The 21,655-nt window shown below is 59.1% G+C and carries 19 protein-coding genes; 6 read left to right on the forward strand and 13 right to left on the reverse strand.

The genetic code is table 11. The annotated features are described in order from the left end of the window. Nucleotides 1–11 precede the first annotated feature (11 nt). Both FHU12_RS13905 and FHU12_RS13910 read right to left on the reverse strand, forming a co-directional pair. Entirely contained in the window at nucleotides 12–698 is a 687-nt protein-coding gene (locus FHU12_RS13905; RefSeq protein ID WP_141970000.1) for a fimbrial biogenesis chaperone, read from the reverse strand. 48 nt (nucleotides 699–746) lie between these two features. Further along, the gene (locus FHU12_RS13910; RefSeq protein ID WP_033647475.1) at nucleotides 747–1,289 is read right to left on the reverse strand and encodes a fimbrial protein; all 543 of its coding nucleotides are present in this window, start codon (nucleotides 1,287–1,289) and stop codon (nucleotides 747–749) included. Nucleotides 1,290–1,803: 514 nt separating this feature from the next. Here FHU12_RS13910 and FHU12_RS13915 point away from each other — a divergent pair. The 3 genes from FHU12_RS13915 to FHU12_RS13925 all read left to right on the forward strand — a co-directional run bounded on the left by FHU12_RS13915 (nucleotide 1,804) and on the right by FHU12_RS13925 (nucleotide 4,943). After that, nucleotides 1,804–2,520 (forward strand): EAL domain-containing protein, encoded by a 717-nt coding sequence (locus FHU12_RS13915; RefSeq protein ID WP_079656351.1) that lies wholly within the window; start codon nucleotides 1,804–1,806, stop codon nucleotides 2,518–2,520. Between the two features lie 21 nt (nucleotides 2,521–2,541). Then, nucleotides 2,542–3,132 (forward strand): LuxR family transcriptional regulator, encoded by a 591-nt coding sequence (locus FHU12_RS13920; protein ID WP_004939094.1) that lies wholly within the window; start codon nucleotides 2,542–2,544, stop codon nucleotides 3,130–3,132. 185 nt (nucleotides 3,133–3,317) lie between these two features. Beyond that, entirely contained in the window at nucleotides 3,318–4,943 is a 1,626-nt protein-coding gene (locus FHU12_RS13925) for an FMN-binding glutamate synthase family protein (RefSeq protein ID WP_141970002.1), read from the forward strand. A 101-nt stretch (nucleotides 4,944–5,044) separates the two neighbouring features. On the opposite strand, the gene betA is transcribed toward FHU12_RS13925, so the two are convergent. The 3 genes from betA to betI form a co-directional block, all read right to left on the reverse strand. Next, on the reverse strand, nucleotides 5,045–6,712 hold the full coding sequence (gene betA, locus FHU12_RS13930) for a choline dehydrogenase (protein WP_141970004.1): 1,668 nt from the start codon (nucleotides 6,710–6,712) through the stop codon (nucleotides 5,045–5,047). A gap of 137 nt (nucleotides 6,713–6,849) precedes the next feature. Beyond that, nucleotides 6,850–8,322 carry a betaine-aldehyde dehydrogenase gene (gene betB, locus FHU12_RS13935; protein WP_123894349.1) on the reverse strand — a complete coding sequence of 491 codons (1,473 nt, stop codon included), beginning with the start codon at nucleotides 8,320–8,322 and terminating at the stop codon, nucleotides 6,850–6,852. Between the two features lie 14 nt (nucleotides 8,323–8,336). After that, the gene (betI, locus tag FHU12_RS13940; RefSeq protein ID WP_038880897.1) at nucleotides 8,337–8,939 is read right to left on the reverse strand and encodes a transcriptional regulator BetI; all 603 of its coding nucleotides are present in this window, start codon (nucleotides 8,937–8,939) and stop codon (nucleotides 8,337–8,339) included. A gap of 398 nt (nucleotides 8,940–9,337) precedes the next feature. On the opposite strand from betI, the gene FHU12_RS13945 reads away from it, so the two are divergent. After that, entirely contained in the window at nucleotides 9,338–11,377 is a 2,040-nt protein-coding gene (locus tag FHU12_RS13945; RefSeq protein WP_141970006.1) for a choline transporter, read from the forward strand. A 45-nt stretch (nucleotides 11,378–11,422) separates the two neighbouring features. On the opposite strand, the gene FHU12_RS13950 is transcribed toward FHU12_RS13945, so the two are convergent. The 4 genes from FHU12_RS13950 to FHU12_RS13965 form a co-directional block, all read right to left on the reverse strand. Beyond that, the gene (locus tag FHU12_RS13950; RefSeq protein ID WP_019454465.1) at nucleotides 11,423–11,893 is read right to left on the reverse strand and encodes a YkgB family protein; all 471 of its coding nucleotides are present in this window, start codon (nucleotides 11,891–11,893) and stop codon (nucleotides 11,423–11,425) included. 79 nt (nucleotides 11,894–11,972) lie between these two features. Beyond that, nucleotides 11,973–12,263, reverse strand: coding sequence for a pentapeptide MXKDX repeat protein (locus FHU12_RS13955; RefSeq protein WP_060436890.1), 291 nt, complete (start codon nucleotides 12,261–12,263; stop codon nucleotides 11,973–11,975). A gap of 59 nt (nucleotides 12,264–12,322) precedes the next feature. After that, nucleotides 12,323–13,099: a molybdopterin-dependent oxidoreductase gene (locus tag FHU12_RS13960; protein ID WP_141970008.1), complete on the reverse strand. Its 777-nt coding sequence runs from the start codon at nucleotides 13,097–13,099 to the stop codon at nucleotides 12,323–12,325. A 10-nt stretch (nucleotides 13,100–13,109) separates the two neighbouring features. Next, complete coding sequence (locus FHU12_RS13965; protein ID WP_141970010.1) at nucleotides 13,110–13,721, reverse strand: cytochrome b/b6 domain-containing protein; 612 nt, start codon at nucleotides 13,719–13,721, stop codon at nucleotides 13,110–13,112. A 150-nt stretch (nucleotides 13,722–13,871) separates the two neighbouring features. Here FHU12_RS13965 and FHU12_RS13970 point away from each other — a divergent pair, with 150 nt between their 5' ends. Beyond that, nucleotides 13,872–14,585 (forward strand): winged helix-turn-helix domain-containing protein, encoded by a 714-nt coding sequence (locus FHU12_RS13970; protein WP_141970012.1) that lies wholly within the window; start codon nucleotides 13,872–13,874, stop codon nucleotides 14,583–14,585. A gap of 3 nt (nucleotides 14,586–14,588) precedes the next feature. After that, nucleotides 14,589–16,055, forward strand: a complete 1,467-nt coding sequence (locus tag FHU12_RS13975) for a sensor histidine kinase (RefSeq protein ID WP_141970014.1) — start codon at nucleotides 14,589–14,591, stop codon at nucleotides 16,053–16,055. Here FHU12_RS13975 and FHU12_RS13980 read toward each other — a convergent pair. From FHU12_RS13980 to FHU12_RS13995, 4 genes are read right to left on the reverse strand one after another with little or no spacing between them, the layout of a single operon-like run. Beyond that, complete coding sequence (locus tag FHU12_RS13980; RefSeq protein WP_060438937.1) at nucleotides 16,052–16,720, reverse strand: fimbrial biogenesis chaperone; 669 nt, start codon at nucleotides 16,718–16,720, stop codon at nucleotides 16,052–16,054. The two genes, FHU12_RS13975 and FHU12_RS13980, sit on opposite strands and share 4 nt — an antisense overlap. A gap of 9 nt (nucleotides 16,721–16,729) precedes the next feature. After that, nucleotides 16,730–18,364 carry a fimbrial adhesin EcpD gene (ecpD, locus tag FHU12_RS13985; protein WP_141970016.1) on the reverse strand — a complete coding sequence of 545 codons (1,635 nt, stop codon included), beginning with the start codon at nucleotides 18,362–18,364 and terminating at the stop codon, nucleotides 16,730–16,732. Beyond that, nucleotides 18,354–20,873, reverse strand: coding sequence for a CS1-pili formation C-terminal domain-containing protein (locus FHU12_RS13990; protein ID WP_141970018.1), 2,520 nt, complete (start codon nucleotides 20,871–20,873; stop codon nucleotides 18,354–18,356). The genes ecpD and FHU12_RS13990 overlap by 11 nt, the downstream gene beginning before the upstream one ends. A 50-nt stretch (nucleotides 20,874–20,923) precedes the next feature. Continuing rightward, entirely contained in the window at nucleotides 20,924–21,592 is a 669-nt protein-coding gene (locus FHU12_RS13995; protein ID WP_141970019.1) for an EcpB family pilus assembly chaperone, read from the reverse strand. Between the last annotated feature and the right edge of the window lie 63 nt (nucleotides 21,593–21,655).

Consider the following 21,655-nt stretch of genomic DNA (forward strand, 5'->3'; position numbering starts at 1 on the left):
CCCTGTCTCTCTTATTGTACTGGAACGTCCTTGACTTCCGTTCTACCGCCAAAATCGTTGATATAACTGAAAGCAATCTTGTTGCCGACGCTGACGCCCGCCGGGATGTTGATCGATAAGCGATCTTTCGGGCTCACCATGTTGGCGTCCACATCCACGGTCTTGCCTGCGCTGTTTTTCAAATGCAGCGCCCCAAAGGTAATATGCAGCGGGCCATCGTTAATCACTTGCAAACGTGAACCTTCACGCTGCCAACGCAAGTTTTGTACCTGCTCGTCCAGCGTCGCTTTCAACGCCACCGGCCGGTAAAAAAGTTTGATTCGGGTACGCACCGCAACCTGCAGCACGTTTTCTTGCTTCGGCGCCGGTGGAATTTCCTGCACGTTAATCCACAACAGGGTTTCTTTATCCTGAGGTAAACCATTACCGGAATAGATAAAGCGCAGAACTGCAGTTTTAGCAGCGTCCAATTTCAGAATCGGTGGAACGACAACGACAGGCAGATTTTTCGGCACTTGGTTTCTGTCACCGGTGTCCAGCCAGGTCTGCACCATATAAGCTTCTGAAGCATCGTTATGAATGGGCAGAGAGGCGGATTTGTCATCGCCTTTATAGATAACGCGAGTGGCATCTACCTGGATACCGGCGTAGCTGTTAAAGGTGCCCAGCATCAGCAGAGCAGCAAAGAACTTTTTCATCGGTTTCCTCTACGGGCCATCCTTGGCCGTGTGTGTCCTGAAAGACGATTATTTGTATTCGATAGTGAACGGGCTGGTGGCGTTAGCCAGACCTGCAGTTACGTTGCTATCGAATGAACGGTAACGAGCCTGCAGGTTGAAGGTCGCTTTACCGTCAGCAGCGATGGTGACTTTCGCTACGTCGTCGTTGATGTTTGAACCGTCGCCGATAGCGAATGGCTTGCCGTTGTTATCGGTGATTTCGATACCCACGCCGGTAGCTGCAGCGCCAGTGCCGCCAACGTTGCTTACGGACAGCAGGTCTGGGTTACCAGCAACGGTGTTACCGTCGAAGCGCAGGCTGTAATCGCCGGCATCACATTTTTCCAGAGAGATCTGGAAAGCTTTAGAAGCGGATTTAGAACCCACGGTTGGGAACGCAGAAGTTGGGTAAGTACCCAGGTAAACTTCTTTATTCTGAGTATCGCTAGTTACCTGGCAGGTAGACTGTTTGATTTCACCGGTGAATTTAACAGTGCCGTTTGCTGCCATTGCGTTGGAAGCAGTTGCAGACAATACCAGGGCAGCCAAAGGCAATAATACTTTTTTCATTTCCAGCTCCATAGAACAATAAAATAATCGATTCAGTGGCGGGCTTATATATATATTGCCGCCACTGAGCATACACTCAGCGATAGCACTCCCTTGCTGAAAAGGAGCGTTGCCTCGATGAACTCATTGCCGGACGAAATATAGACTAAGCATATTCTTAATGTTAAATCGTTTAAAACATTCATAAGGCCCCTCTTGATAGGAATAAACTATCGGCGGATACCTATCGATCGATGTTGACGATTCATATGAATAGGAATAATCTGTGTTTGGGAAAGCTGCAGAGTTCAAGATTTTGCATTAAGGCCTGAAAATCAGAATATTATCCCGAATATTTACATTTAGTAACAGATTGCGACGTTTGGACTTTGGCACAAATTACGCGTTAAATGGTCTGTCGACACGCTTCGGCCATCCTGACGCTTTAAATAAGAAATTTACCAATAAGCCTGGAGTAACTTTCTTTTTAACCATTTAAAATCAACAAGTTAAATATCAATCCAAGGATTGGGAAATGAGCAGTTCTTTCAGAGAGAAAAATAACGGCATTAATTATGTTTTTCAGCCAATGTTCGCGAAATCGGGACAATTGCTGGCCGTTGAATGTCTGTCTCGCTTTACGTTTAATAGCGAATATGCCCATTTTTCCCCTGAACAGTTCTTTCGCCATGCCGACAGCGCCACCCGGATTGAGATTTTGATGGATCAGATCAATCTGATCGATAAATACAAACACTGGTTTCATGAAAACCAAGTGATAGCCACTTTGAATGTTGACGATTATTCCCTGCAATCGCTGGCGAATACTCACTTTGCCGAAAGAATTAATGCTATGCGCTGTATTCATTTCGAGATCAGCGAGAATTCAACCCGGCTGGTGAAAGATCGCGTGCACGGCGATCCGTCATTGAATAGTTATTCATTTTGGCTCGATGATTTTGGTTCTGGCTATGCGGGTTTTTCCGCGTTGTACAACAGCCAGTTCCGCTTCGTTAAGCTCGACCGTTTTCTGCTTTGGGACTTCATGAAAAAGTCCGGCGGTGAGGGCTTGATGCGCGCGTTACTGCGCTTCTTTTACCTTAATCATTACAAGGTAATTATCGAAGGAGTTGAAACTCCCGAACACAAGAAATGGCTGGATGAAATGCCATATTACGCACTGCAGGGAAAGCTGTGGAAGGAATCCAGCATCAAGGATTTGAACTCGCTTCTTACAGCTGAATACTTTTAACTCGGTATTGGTGTTTGCCCTATGTCTAAAAACAACGTTCTTGTGATTAGTGAGTGTAAGTACAGCTATGTTGGCCTGTCGGTGCTGCTGAAGAAACACTACGGCGCGTACGATATCCGCCTGTTTTCCGATTTCATGCACGGTGGCGCCAAAGCAGAGAAGATCACCAAGCACGATATCGCGCTGATTTTCACCTCGCAAAACCTCGAACAGAGCGTCAACGTGATCGAAAGCCTGGTGTCCCTGCACCAGCAGTACAACAGCAAAACGCGCCTGTTGGTGTTCTATGACGACGAGCGCGTAGTGAAACTGTTGTCGATCCTGGGGATTTCCGTCGAGTTGGTCTCCACCCGCATTCCGCTTTATTCGCTGCAGGAAAAAATCCAGCGGCTGCTGGAAAGCAAAGAACCGGGCGGCATCAGGGTGCAGAAAACCCGCGAGCTCAGCCCGGCGGAAAGCGATGTGATCTTCAATCTGCTGCGCGGCGACAGCCTGCTGCACATTGCGGAAAAGCGCGGCACGCATCCGAAAACCATCTTTTCGCAGAAATACAGCGCGATGAAAAAGCTGCGGCTGCGCAGCATGAGCACCATCTTCGTCGCCGGAAAATAACCTGCCCTGGCTTGTTGCGCGGTACGCCGCGCGGCAACCCGCCTTCTCCCGCCAAGTTAAATTAATGTAACAACCGGCGACAAAGCAGCAACAGACACACAACATCCTCTCCTGTTGGTTACGATTTGCACACGGATTATCCGTGAGTCATGTCGTGTGGATTAAAATAAACATCAGGAGATGTTATGAAGTCGTCCTTATTCAGCCGCTATACCTGCTTTGTGCTGAGCATCTTGCTCACCCTGGTTTTCTTGATCATGATGCACAACCATCCGTGGTTCTGGCTGCCGGCCCTGGCCTGCGGTTGCCTGATGGTGCTGGGTATCTACGATCTCACGCAGCAACGCCACGCCATCTGCCGCAACTACCCGATCATCGGCCGCCTGCGCTTCTTCTTCGAATTCATCCGCCCGGAACTGCGCCAATATTTCCTCGAGCAGGATAATGAAGAGATTCCGTTTTCACGCACCCAGCGCACGCTGGTGTATCGCCGGGCGAAAAACGAGATGGGCGACAAGCCGTTCGGCACCCTGCTGGATGTGTACCAAACCGGCTATGAGTGCATCGGCCACTCCATGCGGCCGGTGGAAGCCGCCGACCCGACCAGTTTTCGCATCACCATCGGCGGCGCCGACTGCCGCCAGCCCTACTCTGCGTCGATCTTCAACATTTCGGCCATGAGCTTCGGCGCGCTCTCCGCCAATGCCATTCGCGCACTCAACCTCGGTGCGGCCAAGGGCAATTTCTACCACGACACCGGCGAGGGCAGCATCAGCCGCTATCACCGTGAAAACAACGGCGATCTGGTGTGGGAGCTGGGCAGCGGCTATTTCGGCTGTCGCACCGCCGACGGCCATTTCGATCCGCGCCGCTTTGCCGAACAGGCGCAAAGCCCGCAGGTCAAAATGATTGAAATCAAGCTCAGCCAGGGCGCCAAACCCGGCCACGGCGGCATTCTGCCGGCGAAAAAGGTGGATGCGGAAATTGCCGCCACCCGCGGCGTGCCGGAAGGCGTCGACTGCATCTCGCCGGCCTCGCACAGCGCCTTCACCACTCCGCTGGAAATGATGCATTTCATCCAGCAGCTGCGCGAGCTGTCAGGCGGCAAACCGGTCGGTTTCAAGCTGTGCATCGGCCACCCGTGGGAGTTCGTCGCCATCGTCAAGGCGATGCTGCACACCCGCATCCTGCCGGATTTCATCGTGGTGGACGGTAAGGAAGGCGGCACCGGCGCCGCGCCGCTCGAGCTCTCCAACTATATGGGCATGCCGCTGCGCGAAGGGCTGCTGTTCGTGCATAACACGCTGGTGGGCTGCGGCCTGCGCGACCAAATCAAGGTAGGCGCCAGTGGCAAGATCATCAGCGCCTTCGACATCGCCAGCGTGCTGGTGCTCGGCGCCGATTGGGTGAACTCGGCGCGCGGCTTTATGTTCGCCGTCGGCTGCATCCAGTCGCAAAGCTGCCACACCAACCACTGCCCGACCGGCGTGGCGACGCAAGATCCGCTGCGGCAGAAGGCGCTGGTGGTGCCGAACAAGGCGGAGCGCGTCTACCACTTCCATCAAAATACGGTGAAAGCGCTGGCGGACATGCTGGCGGCGGCCGGCGTCAGCCGCCCGGAACAGCTGACCTCGCACCATATGCTGCGCCGCATCACGCCGACCGAGATCAAAGTGTACGCCGATATCTATTACTACCTGGAGCCGGGCGCGCTGCTGCAACCGGAGATCAAAAGCGAGTTCTACGCCCGCATGTGGCGTATGGCGACGCCCACCAGTTTCGATCAGGCGATCTCGCTGCCGGCGGCATGAGGGGATAAAAAAGAGTTGCCCCCTCGCCTTGGGGAAGAGCATATGGAGAGGGGTTGCTTGCTACGGCGGCCCTCCCCCTCAACGGCGAGAGGGCGTGTCGGTTACTGCTTGCGCACCGGCGCATCGCCGGCGACGTAATAGTCGGCGGTGCTGCGCGGCAGTGGCGCGCGCTGGCGAATGCGATCGGCTAACTTCTCGGCGATCATGATGGTGGTGGCGTTCAGGTTGCCGGTGATGATCAGCGGCATGATCGACGCATCCACCACCCGCAATCCTTCCATGCCGTGCACCCGGCCCTGGCCGTCGACCACTGCCATCTCATCCTCGCCCATCTTGCACGAGCAGGACGGGTGGAACGCGGTTTCGGCATGCTCGCGCACGAAGGCATCCAACTGCTCATCGGTCTGCACGTCCGGCCCAGGGCTTATCTCGCGGCCACGGTATTCGTCCAGGGCTGGCTGCGCCATGATCTCGCGCGTGATGCGAATAGCGTCGCGGAACTCCTGCCAATCCTGTTCGGTCGCCATGTAGTTGAACAGAATGCTCGGATGCTGACGCGGATCTTTCGATTTCACCTGTACCCGGCCGCGGCTCGGCGAACGCATCGAGCCGACGTGCGCCTGGAAGCCGTGCTCTTTCACCGCGTTGCTGCCGTTGTAGTTAATCGCCACCGGCAGGAAGTGATACTGAATGTTCGGCCAGGCGAACTCTGCACGGCTGCGGATGAAGCCACCGGCCTCGAACTGGTTGCTGGCGCCGACGCCGGTGCCGTTGAACAGCCATTCCGCGCCGATCTTCGGCTGGTTGAACCATTGCAGCGCCGGGTACAGCGATACCGGTTTCTTACAGGCGTATTGCAGGTACATCTCCAGGTGGTCCTGCAGGTTTTCCCCGACGCCCGGCAGATCGTGTACCACATTAATATCCAGACTTTTCAGCAGCGCAGCCGGGCCAACGCCCGAACGCTGCAGGATCTGCGGCGAGGCGATGGCGCCGGCGCACAGCAGCACTTCGCGCCGTGCTGTGGCGTGAGTCAGCTGATTGCTGTCGCCCTGCAAATACTTGACGCCTACCGCACGCTTGCCGTCGAACACGATATGGTCGGTCAGCGCATGGGTGACGATTTTCAGGTTCGGCCGCGAACGCGCCTGATCCAGATAACCGCGGGCGGTGCTGGCGCGGCGCCCTTTCGGCGTCACGGTGCGATCCATCGGACCGAAGCCTTCTTGTTGGTAACCGTTCAGATCGTCGGTACGCGGGTAACCCGCCTGCACGCCGGCTTCCACCATCGCGTGGAACAGTTCGTTGTTACCGGCTTTCGGCGTGGTGACGCTCACTGGGCCCTCGCCGCCGTGGTAATCGTTCGGGCCGATATCGCGGGTTTCCGCCTTGCGGAAATACGGCAGGCAGTCCAGATAGGTCCAGTCTTCCAGACCCGGCGCCTTGGCCCAGTTATCGAAGTCCATCGCGTTGCCGCGAATGTAACACATGCCGTTAATCAGGGACGAACCGCCCAGCCCTTTGCCGCGGCCGCATTCCATCCGGCGGTTGTTCATGTGCGGCTCAGGATCGGTTTCATACGCCCAGTTATAGCGGCGACCCTGCAGCGGAAACGCCAGCGCGGCCGGCATCTGGGTACGGAAATCCATCCGGTAGTCCGGGCCGCCGGCTTCCAGCAGCAGGACGCTGACGTCGGCGTCCTCGGTCAATCGGGTGGCTAACACGTTGCCGGCGGAACCGGCACCGATAATGATGTAGTCAAATTCCATTCATTATCTCCTTACTTTATAGAGGCCTGGTCAGGCAAAGACGCGAAGCGCGACTCGGCAACAGGCTGTGTATTTTGGCTCTCTAGAGATTGTCGGCCGCAGCCAACGCGGCTGCGGCTCGAAAGACGGCGGGAAGATCAGAATACCGAGGCGTATTCGCCCAGCTCGACCTGCACCGATTTGATCTGGGTGTAGTGTTCCAGCGTCGTCAGGCCGTTCTCACGGCCGACGCCGGACTGCTTGTAGCCGCCGACCGGCATTTCCGCCGCCGACTCGCCCCAGGTGTTGATCCAGCAAATGCCGGCTTCCAGCTGATGGATCACGCGGTGCGCGCGGGCCAGATCGTTGGTCACCACACCGGCGGCCAGGCCGAAGGTGGTATCATTGGCGCGGCGCACCACTTCCTCTTCGCTCTGGTAGCTGAGAATGCTCATCACCGGCCCGAAGATCTCCTCACGCACGATTTCCATGTCGTCGCGACAGTCGCTGAATACCGTCGGCGCCACGTAAGCGCCCTTGCCAAATTCGCCGTGGGTGACGCGTTCGCCGCCGCACAGCAGGCGCGCGCCGCTGTTCTTGCCGCTCTCGATAAAGCGCAGCACCGACTCCATGTGCGCGAAGCTGACCAGCGGCCCGAAGTTGGTCTGCGGATCGGTCGGATCGCCGAGGCGAATGCGCTTGACGCGCTCGAGGATCTTCGCCTCAAACTGTGCCTGCAGCGCCGCCGGCACGAAGACGCGGGTACCGTTGGTGCACACCTGCCCGGAGCTGTAGAAGTTGGCCATCATGGCGATATCGGCAGCGCGATCCAGATCGGCATCGTCGAAAATAATCAGCGGCGACTTGCCGCCCAGCTCCATGGTGACTTCTTTCAGCGTCGATCCCGACGCGTTGGCCATCACCTTCTTGCCGGTTTTCACCCCGCCGGTGAAAGAGACTTTGGCAATGCCCGGATGATCGGTCAGGTACTGCCCCACCTCCGCGCCGCTGCCGGTCACCACGTTGAATACGCCGTCCGGCAGGCCGGCTTCGGTGTAAATTTCCGCCAGCTTCAGCGCCGTCAACGACGTGACTTCACTCGGCTTGAAGATCATCGCGTTGCCCGCCGCCAGCGCCGGCGCGGACTTCCACAGCGCGATTTGAATCGGGTAGTTCCAGGCGCCGATGCCGGCCACCACGCCCAGCGGTTCGCGGCGGGTGTAAACGAATGAGGTTTCGCGCAGCGGGATCTGTTCGCCTTCAATGGCCGGGATCAGGCCGGCGTAATACTCCAGCACGTCGGCGCCGGTGACGATGTCCACCGCGGTGGTTTCCGACATCGCTTTGCCGGTATCCAGCGTTTCCAGCGCCGCCAGCTCATCGTTGCGCTCGCGCAGAATATCCACCGCGCGACGCAGGATGCGCGAACGCGCCATCGCCGTCATCGCCGCCCACACCTTCTGCCCGCTGGCCGCGCTGGCCACCGCACGATCGACGTCTTCAGCGCCGGCGGACTGGACTTCAGCCAGAACTTCGCCGTTCGCCGGGTTAATGGCGTTGAAGGTTTTTCCAGCGGTGCTGTCTACATAGGCGCCATGAATATAGAGCTTCTGCAAGCCAAAACGGGACATAGGATCTCCTTGGGTTATCCTCCGGGCGGCGTTTGCCCCCGGAGTTGGAACGTGATGTATTCGGTCGTGAGCGCCAACGCCTGCGACTGATTGAACGCTGAGCCGCGCAGCGCGCTGCGCAGCCACAGTCCGTCGATCAGTGCCGCCAGCCCCTTGGCCGCCAACCGCGCCTGCGGCTGCGGCATAACGCGACGAAACTCGGCGCACAGGTTGGAATAAAGCCGGCGGCCGTTCACCTGCTGCAGCCGGTTGAGCTGCGGCTGGTGCAGACTGCTGGCCCAAAAGGCCAGCCAGGTCTTCATCGCCGCGCTGTTGATCTGGCTGTCGTCGAAGTTGCCGGCGACGATCGCCTGCAGCCGCGCCGCCGGGCTGTTATCGGTCAGCGCCTGCAAGCGCAGCTTCACCGCCTCGCCCAGATGGCTGATCAGATAGCGCATCGTGGCTTCCAGCAGGCCATTCTTATCCTTGAAATAATGGCTGATGATGCCGTTGGAAACGCCGGCCCGCCGCGCGATCTGCGCGATGGTGGCGTCATGCATTCCCACTTCGTTTACCGCGGCGAGCGTGGCATCAATCAACTGCTGCCTTCTGATTGGCTGCATTCCTACCTTTGGCATATTTCGACTCTCACAAAACCGACTTCGGCCTTATCTCAGCGGGCAAATTTCACTGCCGTTTCGCCCGTGATTCAGGTCATCATGAGGACTATTAAACTTTTTTTTGATTGAACGTTCAATAAAAATTGCATATATTTTATTGCCGCCTGGTTAAAAATTTGTACTATCTGGTTGTGGAACTGGCTGATTTTTGTGAGGTAATTAACGAATCTGACCAAAATCAGTGGCTGTAAGCGGTTCCCGCCGCGAAGCGCTCCGGCGCTTCAGCAACAGGCGAAAGCGGCATCATTCAGGCCCTCCTCTGCGGAGACGGCCGCCGCCTTCATTCGCCCGTTTTTCAGAGGCCAACGCGCCCCGGAATACGGAGCGGCACGATTTTCTCAGTTCAGAGGATGACGATGACAACCCACGAAACCTCCTCCAAACCGCAGCAGGACCGCCTCAACCCTGTGGTTTTCTTCACCTCGGCGGGGCTGATCCTGGCCTTCTCGCTGATGACCATCTTTTTCACCGACTTCTCCGGGCAGTGGATCACCCGCACGCTGAATTGGGTGTCAGCCACCTTCGGTTGGTACTACCTGCTGGCGGCGACGCTGTACATCGTGTTCGTGGTGTTTATCGCCGCTTCGCGCTTCGGTTCGATCAAGCTCGGGCCGGAACAGTCCAAACCGGAGTTCAGCCTGATGAGCTGGGCGGCGATGCTGTTCGCCGCCGGCATCGGCATCGACCTGATGTTCTTCTCAGTCGCCGAGCCGGTGACCCAGTACATGATGCCGCCGGAAGGCGACGCGCAAACGCTGGAGGCCGCACGCCAGGCGATGGTCTGGACGCTGTTCCATTACGGCCTGACAGGCTGGTCGATGTATGCGCTGATGGGCATCGCCCTCGGCTACTTCAGCTATCGCTACAATCTGCCGCTGACCATCCGATCGGCGCTGTACCCGATCTTCGGTAAACGCATCAACGGCCCGATCGGCCACAGCGTGGACATCGCCGCGGTGCTCGGCACCATCTTCGGCATCGCCACCACGCTGGGTATCGGCGTGGTGCAGCTCAACTACGGCCTCAAGGTGCTGTTCGAGATCCCGGAAAACCTGACGGTGCAGGGCTCGCTGATCCTGCTGTCGGTGATCATGGCCACCATCTCGGTCACCTCGGGCGTCAACAAGGGCATCCGCATCCTGTCCGAGCTGAACGTGCTGCTGGCGCTCGGCCTGATCCTGTTCGTTCTGTTCTTTGGCGACACCGAGTTCCTGCTCAACGCGCTGGTGCTCAACGTCGGCGATTACGTCAATCGTTTTATGGGCATGACGCTCAACAGCTTCGCCTTCGATCGGCCGGTGGAGTGGATGAACAACTGGACGCTGTTCTTCTGGGCCTGGTGGGTGGCGTGGTCACCGTTCGTCGGCCTGTTCCTGGCGCGCATCTCGCGCGGGCGCACCATTCGCCAGTTCGTGGTCGGCACGCTGATCATACCGTTCGTGTTCACCCTGCTGTGGCTGTCTATCTTCGGCAACAGCGCGCTCTACCAGATCATTCACGGCAACGCCGAGTTCGCGCAGGAAGTGATGCAGTTCCCGGAGCGCGGCTTCTACAGCCTGCTGGCGCAATACCCCGGCTTCACCTTCAGCGCCTCGGTGGCCACCATCACCGGCCTGCTGTTCTACGTCACCTCGGCGGACTCCGGCTCGCTGGTGCTGGGCAACTTCACCTCGCGCCTGGCCGACATTAATAATGATGCGCCGAACTGGCTGCGGATTTTCTGGTCGGTGGCTATCGGCCTGCTGACCATCGGCATGCTGATGACCGACGGCGTGCCGGCGCTGCAGAAAACCACGGTGATCATGGGCCTGCCGTTCAGCTTCGTGATCTTCTTCGTGATGGCCGGGCTGTATAAATCGCTGCGGGTGGAAGACTACCGCAAGGCCAGCGCGCTCAGCACCCTGGCGCCAGTGCCGGTCTCCAGCCACGACGTGCTCAACTGGAAGCAGCGCCTGTCGCGGGTGATGAACTACCCGGGCACCCAGTACACGCAGAAAATGCTGGATAAGGTGTGCCGCCCGGCGATGCAGGACGTGGCGCGCGAGCTGGAGTTGCGCGGCGCGAAAGTGGAGTTCAGCGAAGTGCCGCCGACCGAAGACGAACGCCTGAACCACCTGGAGCTGCTGGTGCACCTGGGTGAGGAACAGAACTTTATCTATCAGATCTGGCCGATGCGCTACTCGGTGCCGGGCTTCACCTACCGCGCGCGCTCCGGCAAGTCGCACTACTACCGGCTGGAAACCTTCCTGATGGAAGGCACCCAGGGCAACGACCTGATGGACTACAGCAAGGAACAGGTGATTGGCGATATCCTCGACCAGTACGAGAAGCACCTGAACTTCCTGCACATTCATCGCGAAGCGCCGGGGGGCACCCTGACCTTCCCGGATATGTGATAACCGGTCAATCAGCGAAAGGGCGTAGCCAGGCTACGCCCTTTTTTATGCCTGCTCGGCCGGCAAGTCGGCTTTCAGCAGCACCAGGGAACCGGCCAGCAACACCAGATCCTTGATTAAAAAACTGGTGGCCCCGGCCATGGCAGGAAAACCGCCGGCGGAAGGCTCCCAGGCGCCCGGCGTGGAAAAGATCAGCGTCAGCGTGGTCAGGTAGGTCACCGTCGAACCGATCGCCCCCAGCAATCCCAGCCGCCGCGACCAGAATCCCGCCAGCAGCAGCAAACCGAAGCTCCACTCGGCAACGCCCAGCGCATAGCTGGCGCCGCGGATGCCGAACGCCTGATGCATCCAGCTCAGCAGCGGGCTGTTGCCGATCAGCGGTACCAGCCCCTGCGCCTCGTAATCAAACCACTTGGCGTAACCGAAGGCGGCAAAGATCACCACCAGCGCCGCGCGCATAAAGATAACGTCCCCGTTCGAGCGCTGAAAGCGCCGCAGCCATGTCGCCTGCATCATCCTCTCTCCTTAATTGTCCGCGGCCGCCGCGGCTCGCCCGCTTGCGGCTCGCCCGCTTGCGGCCGCGGGGTGCGGCGGCTTAGTGCCCCATCGCGTCCTTCTTCATTTCGTCTTTCTTCATGCCGTCTTTGGCCATACCGTCTTTCGCCATGCCATCCTTTTTCATCGCGTCTTTGCCCATCTTGTCTTTCTTCATGCACTCCTTGCCCATACACTCTTTCTTCATGCCGTCTTTGGCCATGCCGTCGTGCGACATCTGGCTCATGCCGTCCTTTTTCATCGCGTCTTTGCTCATGCCGTCCGCGGCGTTGGCGCCGGCCACGCCCAGCATCAACGCGCTGCACATCATCATTGCGAATAACTTTTTCATGGTATTTCCTTCCGTCATGTCAAAGGCACCGGGGTGCCGGAGAATGGCCGGCGGCCGCCTCAGCTGCCGCCAAACCAGTTGTAACCCTGGTCTTCCCAGTAACCGCCCGGGAAACGGTTGGTGACCTCGATCACCTGAATGTGTTTCGGATTCTTGTAGCCCAGCTTGGTCGGCATGCGCAGCTTCATCGGGTAGCCATACTTGCGCGGCAAGATCTGGCCGTCATAGGTCAGCGCGATAATCGTCTGCGGGTGCAGCGCGGTGGCCATGTCGATGCTGGTGTAGTAGTCATCGGCACATTTGAAGCTGACGTAGCGGGCGCTCAGATCCGCGCCGATCGCCTTGAGAAAGGTCGCGAACGGCACGCCGCCCCACTTGCCAATGGCGCTCCAGCCCTCGACGCAAATATGGCGCGTCACCTGGCTGACCTGCGCCATCCGGTGCAGCTGCGGCAGGCTCCAGGCGCGTTTGTCCTGCACCAGTCCCGCAACCTCCAGACGGTAGTCGTCGCCGTTGATGTCCGGCGCGTCCTCCTCGGCGTAGAAAGCGTTGAACGGGAACGGCCGGGTGATCATCGATTCCGGGTAGACCGGCGCCAGGCGGTCGCCATTGAACAGCCAGCCCTGCACCCGATCGTTGAAGCGCGAGATGCGGCTCAGCGCCTGTTCGACGTTGGCGTTATCGCTGAGATCGCAGCCGGTGAGCATGGCGATGCCGCCCAGCGTCAGGCCGTTGCGCAGAAAGCGGCGGCGCGAAGGCGCGCTCAACAGCCGCTGCGCTTCTTTGACGATCGCCTGCCCTTCAATGACCGTCATGATCGGTTTATCCTTTTCCATCATTCACTCCTTAGCGTCCGCGCAGCATGGCCAGCAGCGTCCGTGGCACCAGCGCCACCATCACCAGGTGAATCGCGACAAAGGCCACCAGCGCCGACATGGCGAAAAAGTGGATATAGCGCGCCGCCTCATAACCGCCGAGCAGCGTGCGCAGCAGCGGAAACTGCACCGATTTCCACAGCACCAGCCCGGACAGCGCACTCATCACGCCGAGGATCATCACCGACAGATAGGCCACGCGTTGCACCATGTTGTAGTGGCGCAGGTCGGCGTGTTGCAGCCTGCCGCGCAGCGCGGTACCTATATCGGCGAGAAACTGCCGTGGGCTGAGCGGCCAATACTTGCGTTTGAAACGCCCGCTGGCCAGGTTGATCAGCAGGTAGCACAGCCCGTTGACGCCAAACAGCCACATGCCGGCGAAGTGCCACTGCAGCGCGCCGCCCAGCCAGCCGCCGAGCGTCAACTCGTTGAAAAAGCTGAAGTTGAACAGCGGCGAGGCGTTGTAGATACGCCAGCCGCTGGTCACCATGATCAGCATCGCCAGCGCATTCAGCCAGTGCGTCAACCGCAGCCACAGCGGATGTACGGTCTGTCGTTGTTCCGGAGTGAGAGTGAGGCTCATAAAGATTCCTGCCAGCTAGCGATGCGATGAGCCGAGTATTCCCCGGATTTGTTCCCCAAGACCTCACGCAAAGTTAAATAAAATGTGATAACTCCACCGGTGGGGGTTGTGTAGACTTCAGAGAGAATCAGGCAATCAGCGGTAATGAGAATGGAAAAGCCAAAACGAATTTTGATCGTCGAGGACGACGGCGACATCGCCGAGCTGTTGCAGCTGCATCTGCGTGACGAGGGTTACGCCATCAGCCACGCCGCCGACGGCAACCGGGGCATGGCGATGCTGGAACAGGGCGGCTGGGATGCCCTCATCCTCGATCTGATGCTGCCGGGCGTGGACGGATTGGAGATTTGCCGCCGGGCGCGCACCATGACGCGCTACACGCCGATCATCATCACCAGCGCGCGCTCCAGCGAGGTGCACCGCGTGCTGGGGCTGGAACTGGGCGCCGACGACTATCTGGCCAAACCCTTCTCCATGCTGGAGCTGGTGGCGCGGGTCAAGGCGCTGTTTCGCCGCCAGGAAGCGATGAGCCGCAACCTGCGCATGGACGCCGGCGTGCTCAGCTTCAACGATTTGACCATCGATCCGATCGCCCGCGAGGTGCACCTGCACCAGCAGCCGGTCGAGCTGACGCCGCGCGAATTCGATCTGCTGTACTTTTTCGCCCGCCACCCGGGCCAGGTGTTCTCGCGCCTCAGCCTGTTGAATCAGGTCTGGGGCTATCAGCACGAAGGGTATGAGCACACCGTCAACACCCATATCAACCGGCTGCGCATCAAGATCGAGCGCAACCCGGCGGAACCCGAGCGCATCCTCACGGTGTGGGGCATGGGCTATAAATTCGCGGCCGCGCCGCAAGAGTAAGCCATGAAAAACCTTACGTTAGCGCAACGCCTCACGCTGATCTTCGCGCTGCTGATCGTCATCGGCTGCGCCTTTTCCGGCTGGATGCAGGTGCGCAGCAATACCCAGTACAGCCAGGCGGTGATCCAGCGCCTGTCCGGCAACCTGGCGCAGCATATCGCCGACAGCAACCCGCTGCTGGGGGTGAACGGACCGGATCCGCAGGCGGTGCATACCCTGTTCGATCAGCTGATGGCGGTGAACCCCAGCGTGGAGGTTTACCTGCTCGACAAACAGGGCGCGATTATCGGCAACGCCGCGCCGACCGGGCATCTGAAACGGCAGCGGGTCGCATTGCCGCCGCTGCAGGCGCTGCTCGATGGCGCGCAGATGCCGGTGTATGGCGACGATCCGCGCAGCGAGGACGGGCGCAAGGTGTTCAGCGTCGCGCCGCTGAAGGTCGATGGCCGGATCGAAGGCTATCTGTACGTGGTCTTGCTCGGCGAAGAGTACACGGCGCTGGCCAGCAACGCCCAGTTCAACTCGGCGGCCAGGATGGCCCTGTGGACCTCCGGGGTGATGGTGCTGTTCAGCCTGCTGGCCGGCGGTTTCGCGTTTTATTGGGTGACGCGCCCGATCCGTCGCCTGACCCGGCAGGTCAATGCGCTGGACAGCGGCGGCATCGAAGCGGTGCAGGCCTACGCGGCGCTGCCGGCGGTACGGGCCGGGCGCGACGAAGTCAGCCAGCTTCAGCAGGCCTTCCACCGCATGGCGCAGCGCCTTGCCGAACAATGGCAAACGCTGGCACAGCAGGATCGGCTGCGGCGTGAGTTCATCGCCAATGTCTCGCACGATCTGCGCACCCCGCTCACCTCGCTGCACGGCTATCTGGAGACGCTGTCGGTCAAGGCCGCCACCCTGAGCGAAGCCGATCGGCGGCGCTATCTGGAGATCGCGCTGGCGCAGAGCCGCAAGGTGGGCAAGCTGGCGCAGGAGCTGTTCGAGCTGGCACGGCTGGAGTACGGCGTGGTGAAGCCGCAGAAAGAGCCCTTCTCCCTCAGCGAACTGTTGCAGGACGTATTCCAAAAGTTCGAGCTGGCGGCGGAGGCGCGCAACCAGAGGCTGCACGCCGACATCGCTCCGGGCATTCCGCCGGTGTTCGCCGATCTCAGCATGATTGAGCGGGTGCTGACCAACCTGCTGGACAACGCCATTCGCCATACGCCGCCCGGCGGCGACATCGGCGTGCGGCTGTGGCGGCAGGAAGACCAGGTAATGGTGCAGGTCAGCGACAACGGCCCCGGCATTCCGCAGACGCTGCGCGCCGATCTGTTCGTGCGCCCGTCTGTTCTGAGCGGCGCCCGGCGCCCTTCCGGCGGACTGGGCCTGATGATCGTGCGGCGCATTCTGCAGTTGCACGACAGCGATATTCAGCTGATCGAACAAGCGCAAAGCGGCGCCTGCTTCCGCTTTGCCATTCCGCCGCGTTAATCGAGGCAGCTGCGATCGACGCTGATAAATTTGTCGTTATAAATAATGAATTTCTGCCCCTTCAGCCGAATACCGGCATGGGTCAGCGTATCGCCGGGGCGCAGGTATTCGGTGACGCCCTCTTCATCCGTGCTGTTGCAGCCCGGCTTGAGCAGGAACTTGAAGTAGGTGTTGCCGGTGTTGGTGAGCGTACCGCGCTGGGTATCGAGCCGATAGGCAAAGTTTACCTGACGCGGGCGTACCACCAGAATGGTGTCCATCACCACGATCGGCTCCAGGTTGACGCCGGCGCCCCGACGCGGCCCCGGCTCGAACAATCGGGTCGGCACTTCGCGAAATGACACCCGGTAATAACGCTCGCGATTATCCTGCGGCCCGCGGTAGAAAAACTTATAGTACTCCGCCTGCCCGGCCTGCAGCGTCAGCTGACGCGGCGCGAACAGCAGCTCGCCGTCCGCCGGCCGGCTGCGCACCTCGCGCTCTCCCGGCCGATCGATAGCGCGAATGCTCACCTGATACAGGCGCGCGCTGCGGTTGTTATTCAACACCCGCTTGGCGGTGAATGAGCGATCCTGATCCATGGCAAACGTCAGGGTACCGACATTGATCGCGGCGGCGGTAAAGGGGAAGGACAAACACAGCAACCCTATCAGCACAAGTTTCACGCCCTGCCCTCAATTGATGTTGCGCCAGGTGGCTTCGACATGAATTTCACCGGCGGCGCTGACGTCGCCATACCAACCGTTGCCGTCGACGGTTCTCAGCGAGATCGGGTTGTTCATCGGAATGCTAAAGGTCACGCGGGTCTTGTTCAGCACCCCCACTTCACCGGAGATATCATTCCACGGGGTGCTGCTCCAGAGCGCATTGGTCATGTCGTGCCACTGGCCATCGCAGCCGGCGGCGAAGCTCTGCTGGCCGTTGGTGCTGGTGGTGATGCCAAGGGTGGCGGGGAACGGTACCCGGGTACTGTCATCCGCAGAAGAAAAGAGGCAATAGTTCACCCCGTTGATCGCCTGAGTCGGCCCGGTCGCCATCACCCTCACCTGATCGGCGGCGGTTTTGCCGCTGGTGGTCACGAAGTAGCCGAACTCCAGCGCCGGCTCCGCCGGGCCGACATAGCCTTCACGGTGTGGGCTGTTGTCGTAATCATCGGAAATAATGCTGATGCTGAAATCACGCGGCTTGATAATCAGCTGGTTTGAAGTGGAAAACTCATACCATCCCGACTCCGGCGAGGTGGTGTTCTGAAAACGGAAATTGATCAGATCGCGGGTGCCGCTGTCGGAAATCCCCAGCGCGACCATCTGTTTGAAGAAGTTACTGGAGAAGAACACATAGACCGCGTTGCTGCTCTTCAACTCGTTAAACGTATAGTAGCTGCCGGTGCCCGACGTGTTTTTCCAGGTGTTGCCGTTCAGACTGAACTGCAGATCGGCGGCGTTCACCGCAGAGGACAGCGCCGCATGGTTAATCGCCGGGAAAATATGAATCGAGGTATTGCTGACGCTGCCGTCGGTCTGCAAATCGTAGCTGACCATCTTGCACATGATGCCTGAGCGGGCGCCGATGGTCTGGTTCTTGCAATCGGCATTGCCCTCGCCGATGATCGGCACCCCATCGCTGTTGACGAACACCTCCGATACGGCATTGGTATTGATAAAGCGCAGGTGGGCCGCCTTGCTGTGCGTGACGGTGCGCTTGTACCAGCTGCCGCTGGCCTGATCCCGACAGCGGCCGCCGGCCGCGGCGTCGTAAGCCACCGACGTTTGGCAGCCGTTGATCTGCATGCTGAAAGCTTCGCCCGCCGCCATCTGCTTCAGATATTGATAGAAGCTCGGCGACATCATGCCGTGCATCCATTTTGCACCGCCGGGCGTGACCACGGCGCCGTAAAATCCCTTTTCGTCGGTGGTCTGCGGCAGAATCAAGCTGGTATCCATATTGCAGCCGGCATACCAGTTGATGCAGCGCAAGCCGAGGAACGGATTCTTTATCGGCGCATTTTCCAGCCACATGTCATAGCGCCAGTTGGCATTCAGCCCCGTGTTGTAACCATTATCCACGTACCCCAGGCTTTGCTGATAGACAGTGCCGGAACCGCCGTATTTCAGCCCGGTCCACTTATTGGCGCCGGTCATACGCGGATCCAGCCCGCCGGCCGGCGTGACGAAAAAGTTGTCGTCGGCGTTGTTCTCCACGAAGACAAATTTCATGACCGCCGCATCCGGCCAGTTGGTCTGGCTGACCGCCGCCTGCAGCGCGGGGGCGACCAGCGCCAACAACAACAGCGCAACGTTAGCTCTCATGATCAGACTCCCCGGATGACATATTGCCCGCATAGGTTTTCAGCCCGGTGCAGATCACGTCGCCGACCCACACGGCGCCTTGCGCCTTGCTGAGATCCAAATCCACTTCGCATGTCTGATTGCCGCTGTGGGTAAAATCGATAACCGGGAATTTCTTGTCGACGTCCATGATAAATTCGCCTTTCTCATCGGTGCGAGTGCGGCCGATATGGTTCTTGATATAGGCGTTGGCCAGCAGCGTGCCGTCCTCCGCTTTGATGCGGCCGAACACCGTCACCATCTGTTTTATCTCCGGCGAGATCACCGCCACGTTGCCCGGATACAGGGTGAGCTTGCTCTTGCGCTTGGTGACGATGTCGAAGCTCTCCGCCGAGTTTTTGTTGTTCATCAGCTCAACGTCGTACTGACCGTAAGGCGACAAAGGCAGGTAATTCTTATTGCCGCTCAGCTTCACCATCCGGCCGTCAACACGTGCGGTCAGCAGGCCGTCGTTTTCAATGCCGGTATTGAAGATGATCCCGGCGTTGCCTTCGTTGCGGCCACTGATGGCGATATCACGCCCTTGCCAGCCCACGCTGCCGCTCGCGGTCAGGCTGCTGTTAACGTAGCCGTCGGCGGAGCTGCTGACGTTGAGCGTGCCGGCCGAATACTTGGTGTCGAAGCGCGCATAGCCGCCACCGTTGAAGCGGTTGTCGCCGCGGGTATCACCGGAAATCGCCCGCGACAGGTTGGCGCCCAGGGTACGGATCGGCCCGTCCTTGATGTCCTTGCGTGCCGCCAGGTTGGCGGTGGTGTAGCCGTTCTGGTTGGAAACGCCGGCGCTGAGCCAGTTGCCCATCGGCAGTGAAAAATCGAGCGCGATGTACTTGCCGGTATTGGCGTTGCTGCTGCCGTTGTTGTAGCGTTGCACGCCCGCACGTACGCCCAGCGTGCCGAAGCGGCCGGTAAAAATATTTTGGTAATAATCGGCGTTGTAATAGTGACTGTCGTTCTTCTTATCGTCGTTGTAGCTGGCGCTCAGGGTGCCCAGCGGAGACCACAGCGCCCCCAGATTAAGGCTGCCGCCAACGGCGCGGTTATAGGCGTCATTTTGCAACAGACGATCGCCAATCTGCGTTTTCTCCTGATTGATCCATACGCTGCTGAAGCCGCCGGGCAACGCGGCGCTGACGCTATTGACCAGGCTCCAGGAGCGATCGGAGGCCGCCATATTTTGCAGGTTGATCTGAATCGACTCGGTCACCGGCAGGCTGACGCGGCTCTCGCCGACGGCGTTGCCGTCAAACGAATACCCCGACAGCGCCCAATTAAGCGTTTGCAGATTGCCGGTAGCCGAAGCGCCAAGCAAATAAGAGTCCTTTGCCGGGCGGTGACGTTCCCGTTCACCTCGCCAGTCGTCCATGCGCAGCATCCCGCCCCAGAATTGCCAGGCCAGCGGCGCATTGGCGCCGCGATTAGGGCTGAACAGTTTATTCACTCGCTGCATGCGTTTATCGACCACTTTGCCGTTGACCACGACCTCCACCTCTACGTCATAGATACCGTAGGGCAAACTGCCGGTATCCACTTCATGGTTGCCCATCGTGAAGTTTTGTACGCTGAGCAGCCGCCCGTCGCGCGACAGATGCACCTCGCCGGCCGAGGGGAAAAAAACCACGATCGGCGTCAGCGATTGGGAATTATCGAATACCGTCGAGTTGGCGCGGTTGCCGTAGGACAGACCATAAATCTTGCTCGAGTTGATGGTGGTGACCGGCCCCAGCGACTGCAGATTCCAGCTGTCCAACATGCCGGCGGCGAAACGGCGACCGGCGAAATCACGCTCGTACATCGCTTTGTACAGCGTGGCGTTTTCATCGCCGCTGCCGATACCGTAGATGGAGCCGTTCAACTCCACGTGGTGTTCACGCAACGCCGTGACGCTGTTGAGCGATAAATAACTGGAGGTGTTGCCTTCGCTGGCGCGGGCCCGGTTATCGTAGACCCCGAGGTTATAATCCAGCGTGCTGCTCACGGCATCCACGCTGGACGCGCCGATGTCGCTGGAACGAGCGCGCAGCACCGTCCCCAACGCGGATTCCTTCACCACCAGCTGCAGGTTGAGCTGCCGGAAATCCAGCGCCAGCCAAGCGTCGTCCGCGACCCGGATATGCTGCTGCCGATCGAATGGCGCATCCTGCAAAGCCTGCAGCTGGCCGGCAATCGACGCCGTCAGCCGGGCGCCGTCGTCGTTATCCTCCAGCGTCACCCGACGAATCTTTAGCCTGTCCTGATCCAGGTAGAGAAAGGCATGGCCGATGCGGCTGTCGTCTTTGACGCCATCGCTCTTTTCATAATGCAATAACAGCGGAATACTCATCCCCTCGCGCAACGCCAGGCTGAAAGTGTGCGGGATCAGCACGCCGTTAATCTGCGTCAAACCGGCCGCCATCGCCATACGGCCAGGCAACAGCGTCGGGAGCGCCAGCGCACCGGCAGCCAAAAGCGTTCTCAACAGCACAGCGTTCACATGCCACTCCTTGCGTGATTGTTTTGCATCCATCGTGGATAACGCGCGCATCACTTCACCGGGATAAACTGTTCGCCGTGCCACAGCGCGACGCGTCCTTTTTTATCGTTGACGTCAACCTTGCTGAAGGCGCGATCCTTCCCCGGCATCACGAAATAGTTTTCCTTGCAGTCGCTGCCGTCTTGCTTGTTCCTGCAATTGCCGTAGGCCACCACTTTGAACGTGGCGTTGCCGGTGTTTTTGATCCGTCCGTTGGCGAACTGATAGGCGAAGCGATCCTGCCGAGGCGCCACCACCAAAATGGTGCCGATGCGCGCCGACGTGGTGGCCACGGCATTACGCCGAGCGGAGTTTTGCCCCGCCTCGCTCAGCGCCTGATCGAACCAAACGATGCGGTAGTAACGCTCCTGGGCATCATTCGGCCCCTTGTAGTAAAAGCGGATCACATCGCTGGCGTTGGCCGGCAAGATCAGGCTGGCGGGCGACAGCAGCATTTCATCCCGGCTGCTCATCGGGATCACCGTACCGGAGGCCAGGGGACTGGAAATGCGTTCGATCTTGATGTTCACCAGCCGGCCGCTGTCGGTGGTGTTTTTGATTTCCTTGCTCAGGCGCGCGCTGTCGCCAGGCATGAAGGAGCTGATCTCACCCACATCGAGAGCCAAAGCCGGCCGCAGCAGCATTAACATCAGAGTGACGGCGAGAGAAAAGCGTGTCATTGCGGTATTCCACTGGCGTTGATGAGCGATAAATAGCAGGAGGTCTCCCCCCTGCCAGATGCA

It is taken from the genome of Serratia marcescens, assembly GCF_006715005.1.
Classification (GTDB): Bacteria; Pseudomonadota; Gammaproteobacteria; order Enterobacterales; family Enterobacteriaceae; genus Serratia; species Serratia montpellierensis.

What these genes read in the sequence shown, in the direction of transcription:
- FHU12_RS13995 (WP_141970019.1), bottom strand. Translation starts at nt 21,592, where the DNA reads ATGACACGCTTTTCTCTCGCCGTCACTCTGATGTTAATGCTGCTGCGG.
- FHU12_RS13915 (WP_079656351.1), top strand. Translation starts at nt 1,804, where the DNA reads ATGAGCAGTTCTTTCAGAGAGAAAAATAACGGCATTAATTATGTTTTT.
- FHU12_RS13955 (WP_060436890.1), bottom strand. Translation starts at nt 12,263, where the DNA reads ATGAAAAAGTTATTCGCAATGATGATGTGCAGCGCGTTGATGCTGGGC.
- betI (WP_038880897.1), bottom strand. Translation starts at nt 8,939, where the DNA reads ATGCCAAAGGTAGGAATGCAGCCAATCAGAAGGCAGCAGTTGATTGAT.
- FHU12_RS13970 (WP_141970012.1), top strand. Translation starts at nt 13,872, where the DNA reads ATGGAAAAGCCAAAACGAATTTTGATCGTCGAGGACGACGGCGACATC.
- betA (WP_141970004.1), bottom strand. Translation starts at nt 6,712, where the DNA reads ATGGAATTTGACTACATCATTATCGGTGCCGGTTCCGCCGGCAACGTG.
- FHU12_RS13920 (WP_004939094.1), top strand. Translation starts at nt 2,542, where the DNA reads ATGTCTAAAAACAACGTTCTTGTGATTAGTGAGTGTAAGTACAGCTAT.
- FHU12_RS13950 (WP_019454465.1), bottom strand. Translation starts at nt 11,893, where the DNA reads ATGATGCAGGCGACATGGCTGCGGCGCTTTCAGCGCTCGAACGGGGAC.
- FHU12_RS13965 (WP_141970010.1), bottom strand. Translation starts at nt 13,721, where the DNA reads ATGAGCCTCACTCTCACTCCGGAACAACGACAGACCGTACATCCGCTG.
- FHU12_RS13945 (WP_141970006.1), top strand. Translation starts at nt 9,338, where the DNA reads ATGACAACCCACGAAACCTCCTCCAAACCGCAGCAGGACCGCCTCAAC.
- ecpD (WP_141970016.1), bottom strand. Translation starts at nt 18,364, where the DNA reads ATGAGAGCTAACGTTGCGCTGTTGTTGTTGGCGCTGGTCGCCCCCGCG.
- betB (WP_123894349.1), bottom strand. Translation starts at nt 8,322, where the DNA reads ATGTCCCGTTTTGGCTTGCAGAAGCTCTATATTCATGGCGCCTATGTA.
- FHU12_RS13960 (WP_141970008.1), bottom strand. Translation starts at nt 13,099, where the DNA reads ATGGAAAAGGATAAACCGATCATGACGGTCATTGAAGGGCAGGCGATC.
- FHU12_RS13975 (WP_141970014.1), top strand. Translation starts at nt 14,589, where the DNA reads ATGAAAAACCTTACGTTAGCGCAACGCCTCACGCTGATCTTCGCGCTG.
- FHU12_RS13910 (WP_033647475.1), bottom strand. Translation starts at nt 1,289, where the DNA reads ATGAAAAAAGTATTATTGCCTTTGGCTGCCCTGGTATTGTCTGCAACT.
- FHU12_RS13905 (WP_141970000.1), bottom strand. Translation starts at nt 698, where the DNA reads ATGAAAAAGTTCTTTGCTGCTCTGCTGATGCTGGGCACCTTTAACAGC.
- FHU12_RS13925 (WP_141970002.1), top strand. Translation starts at nt 3,318, where the DNA reads ATGAAGTCGTCCTTATTCAGCCGCTATACCTGCTTTGTGCTGAGCATC.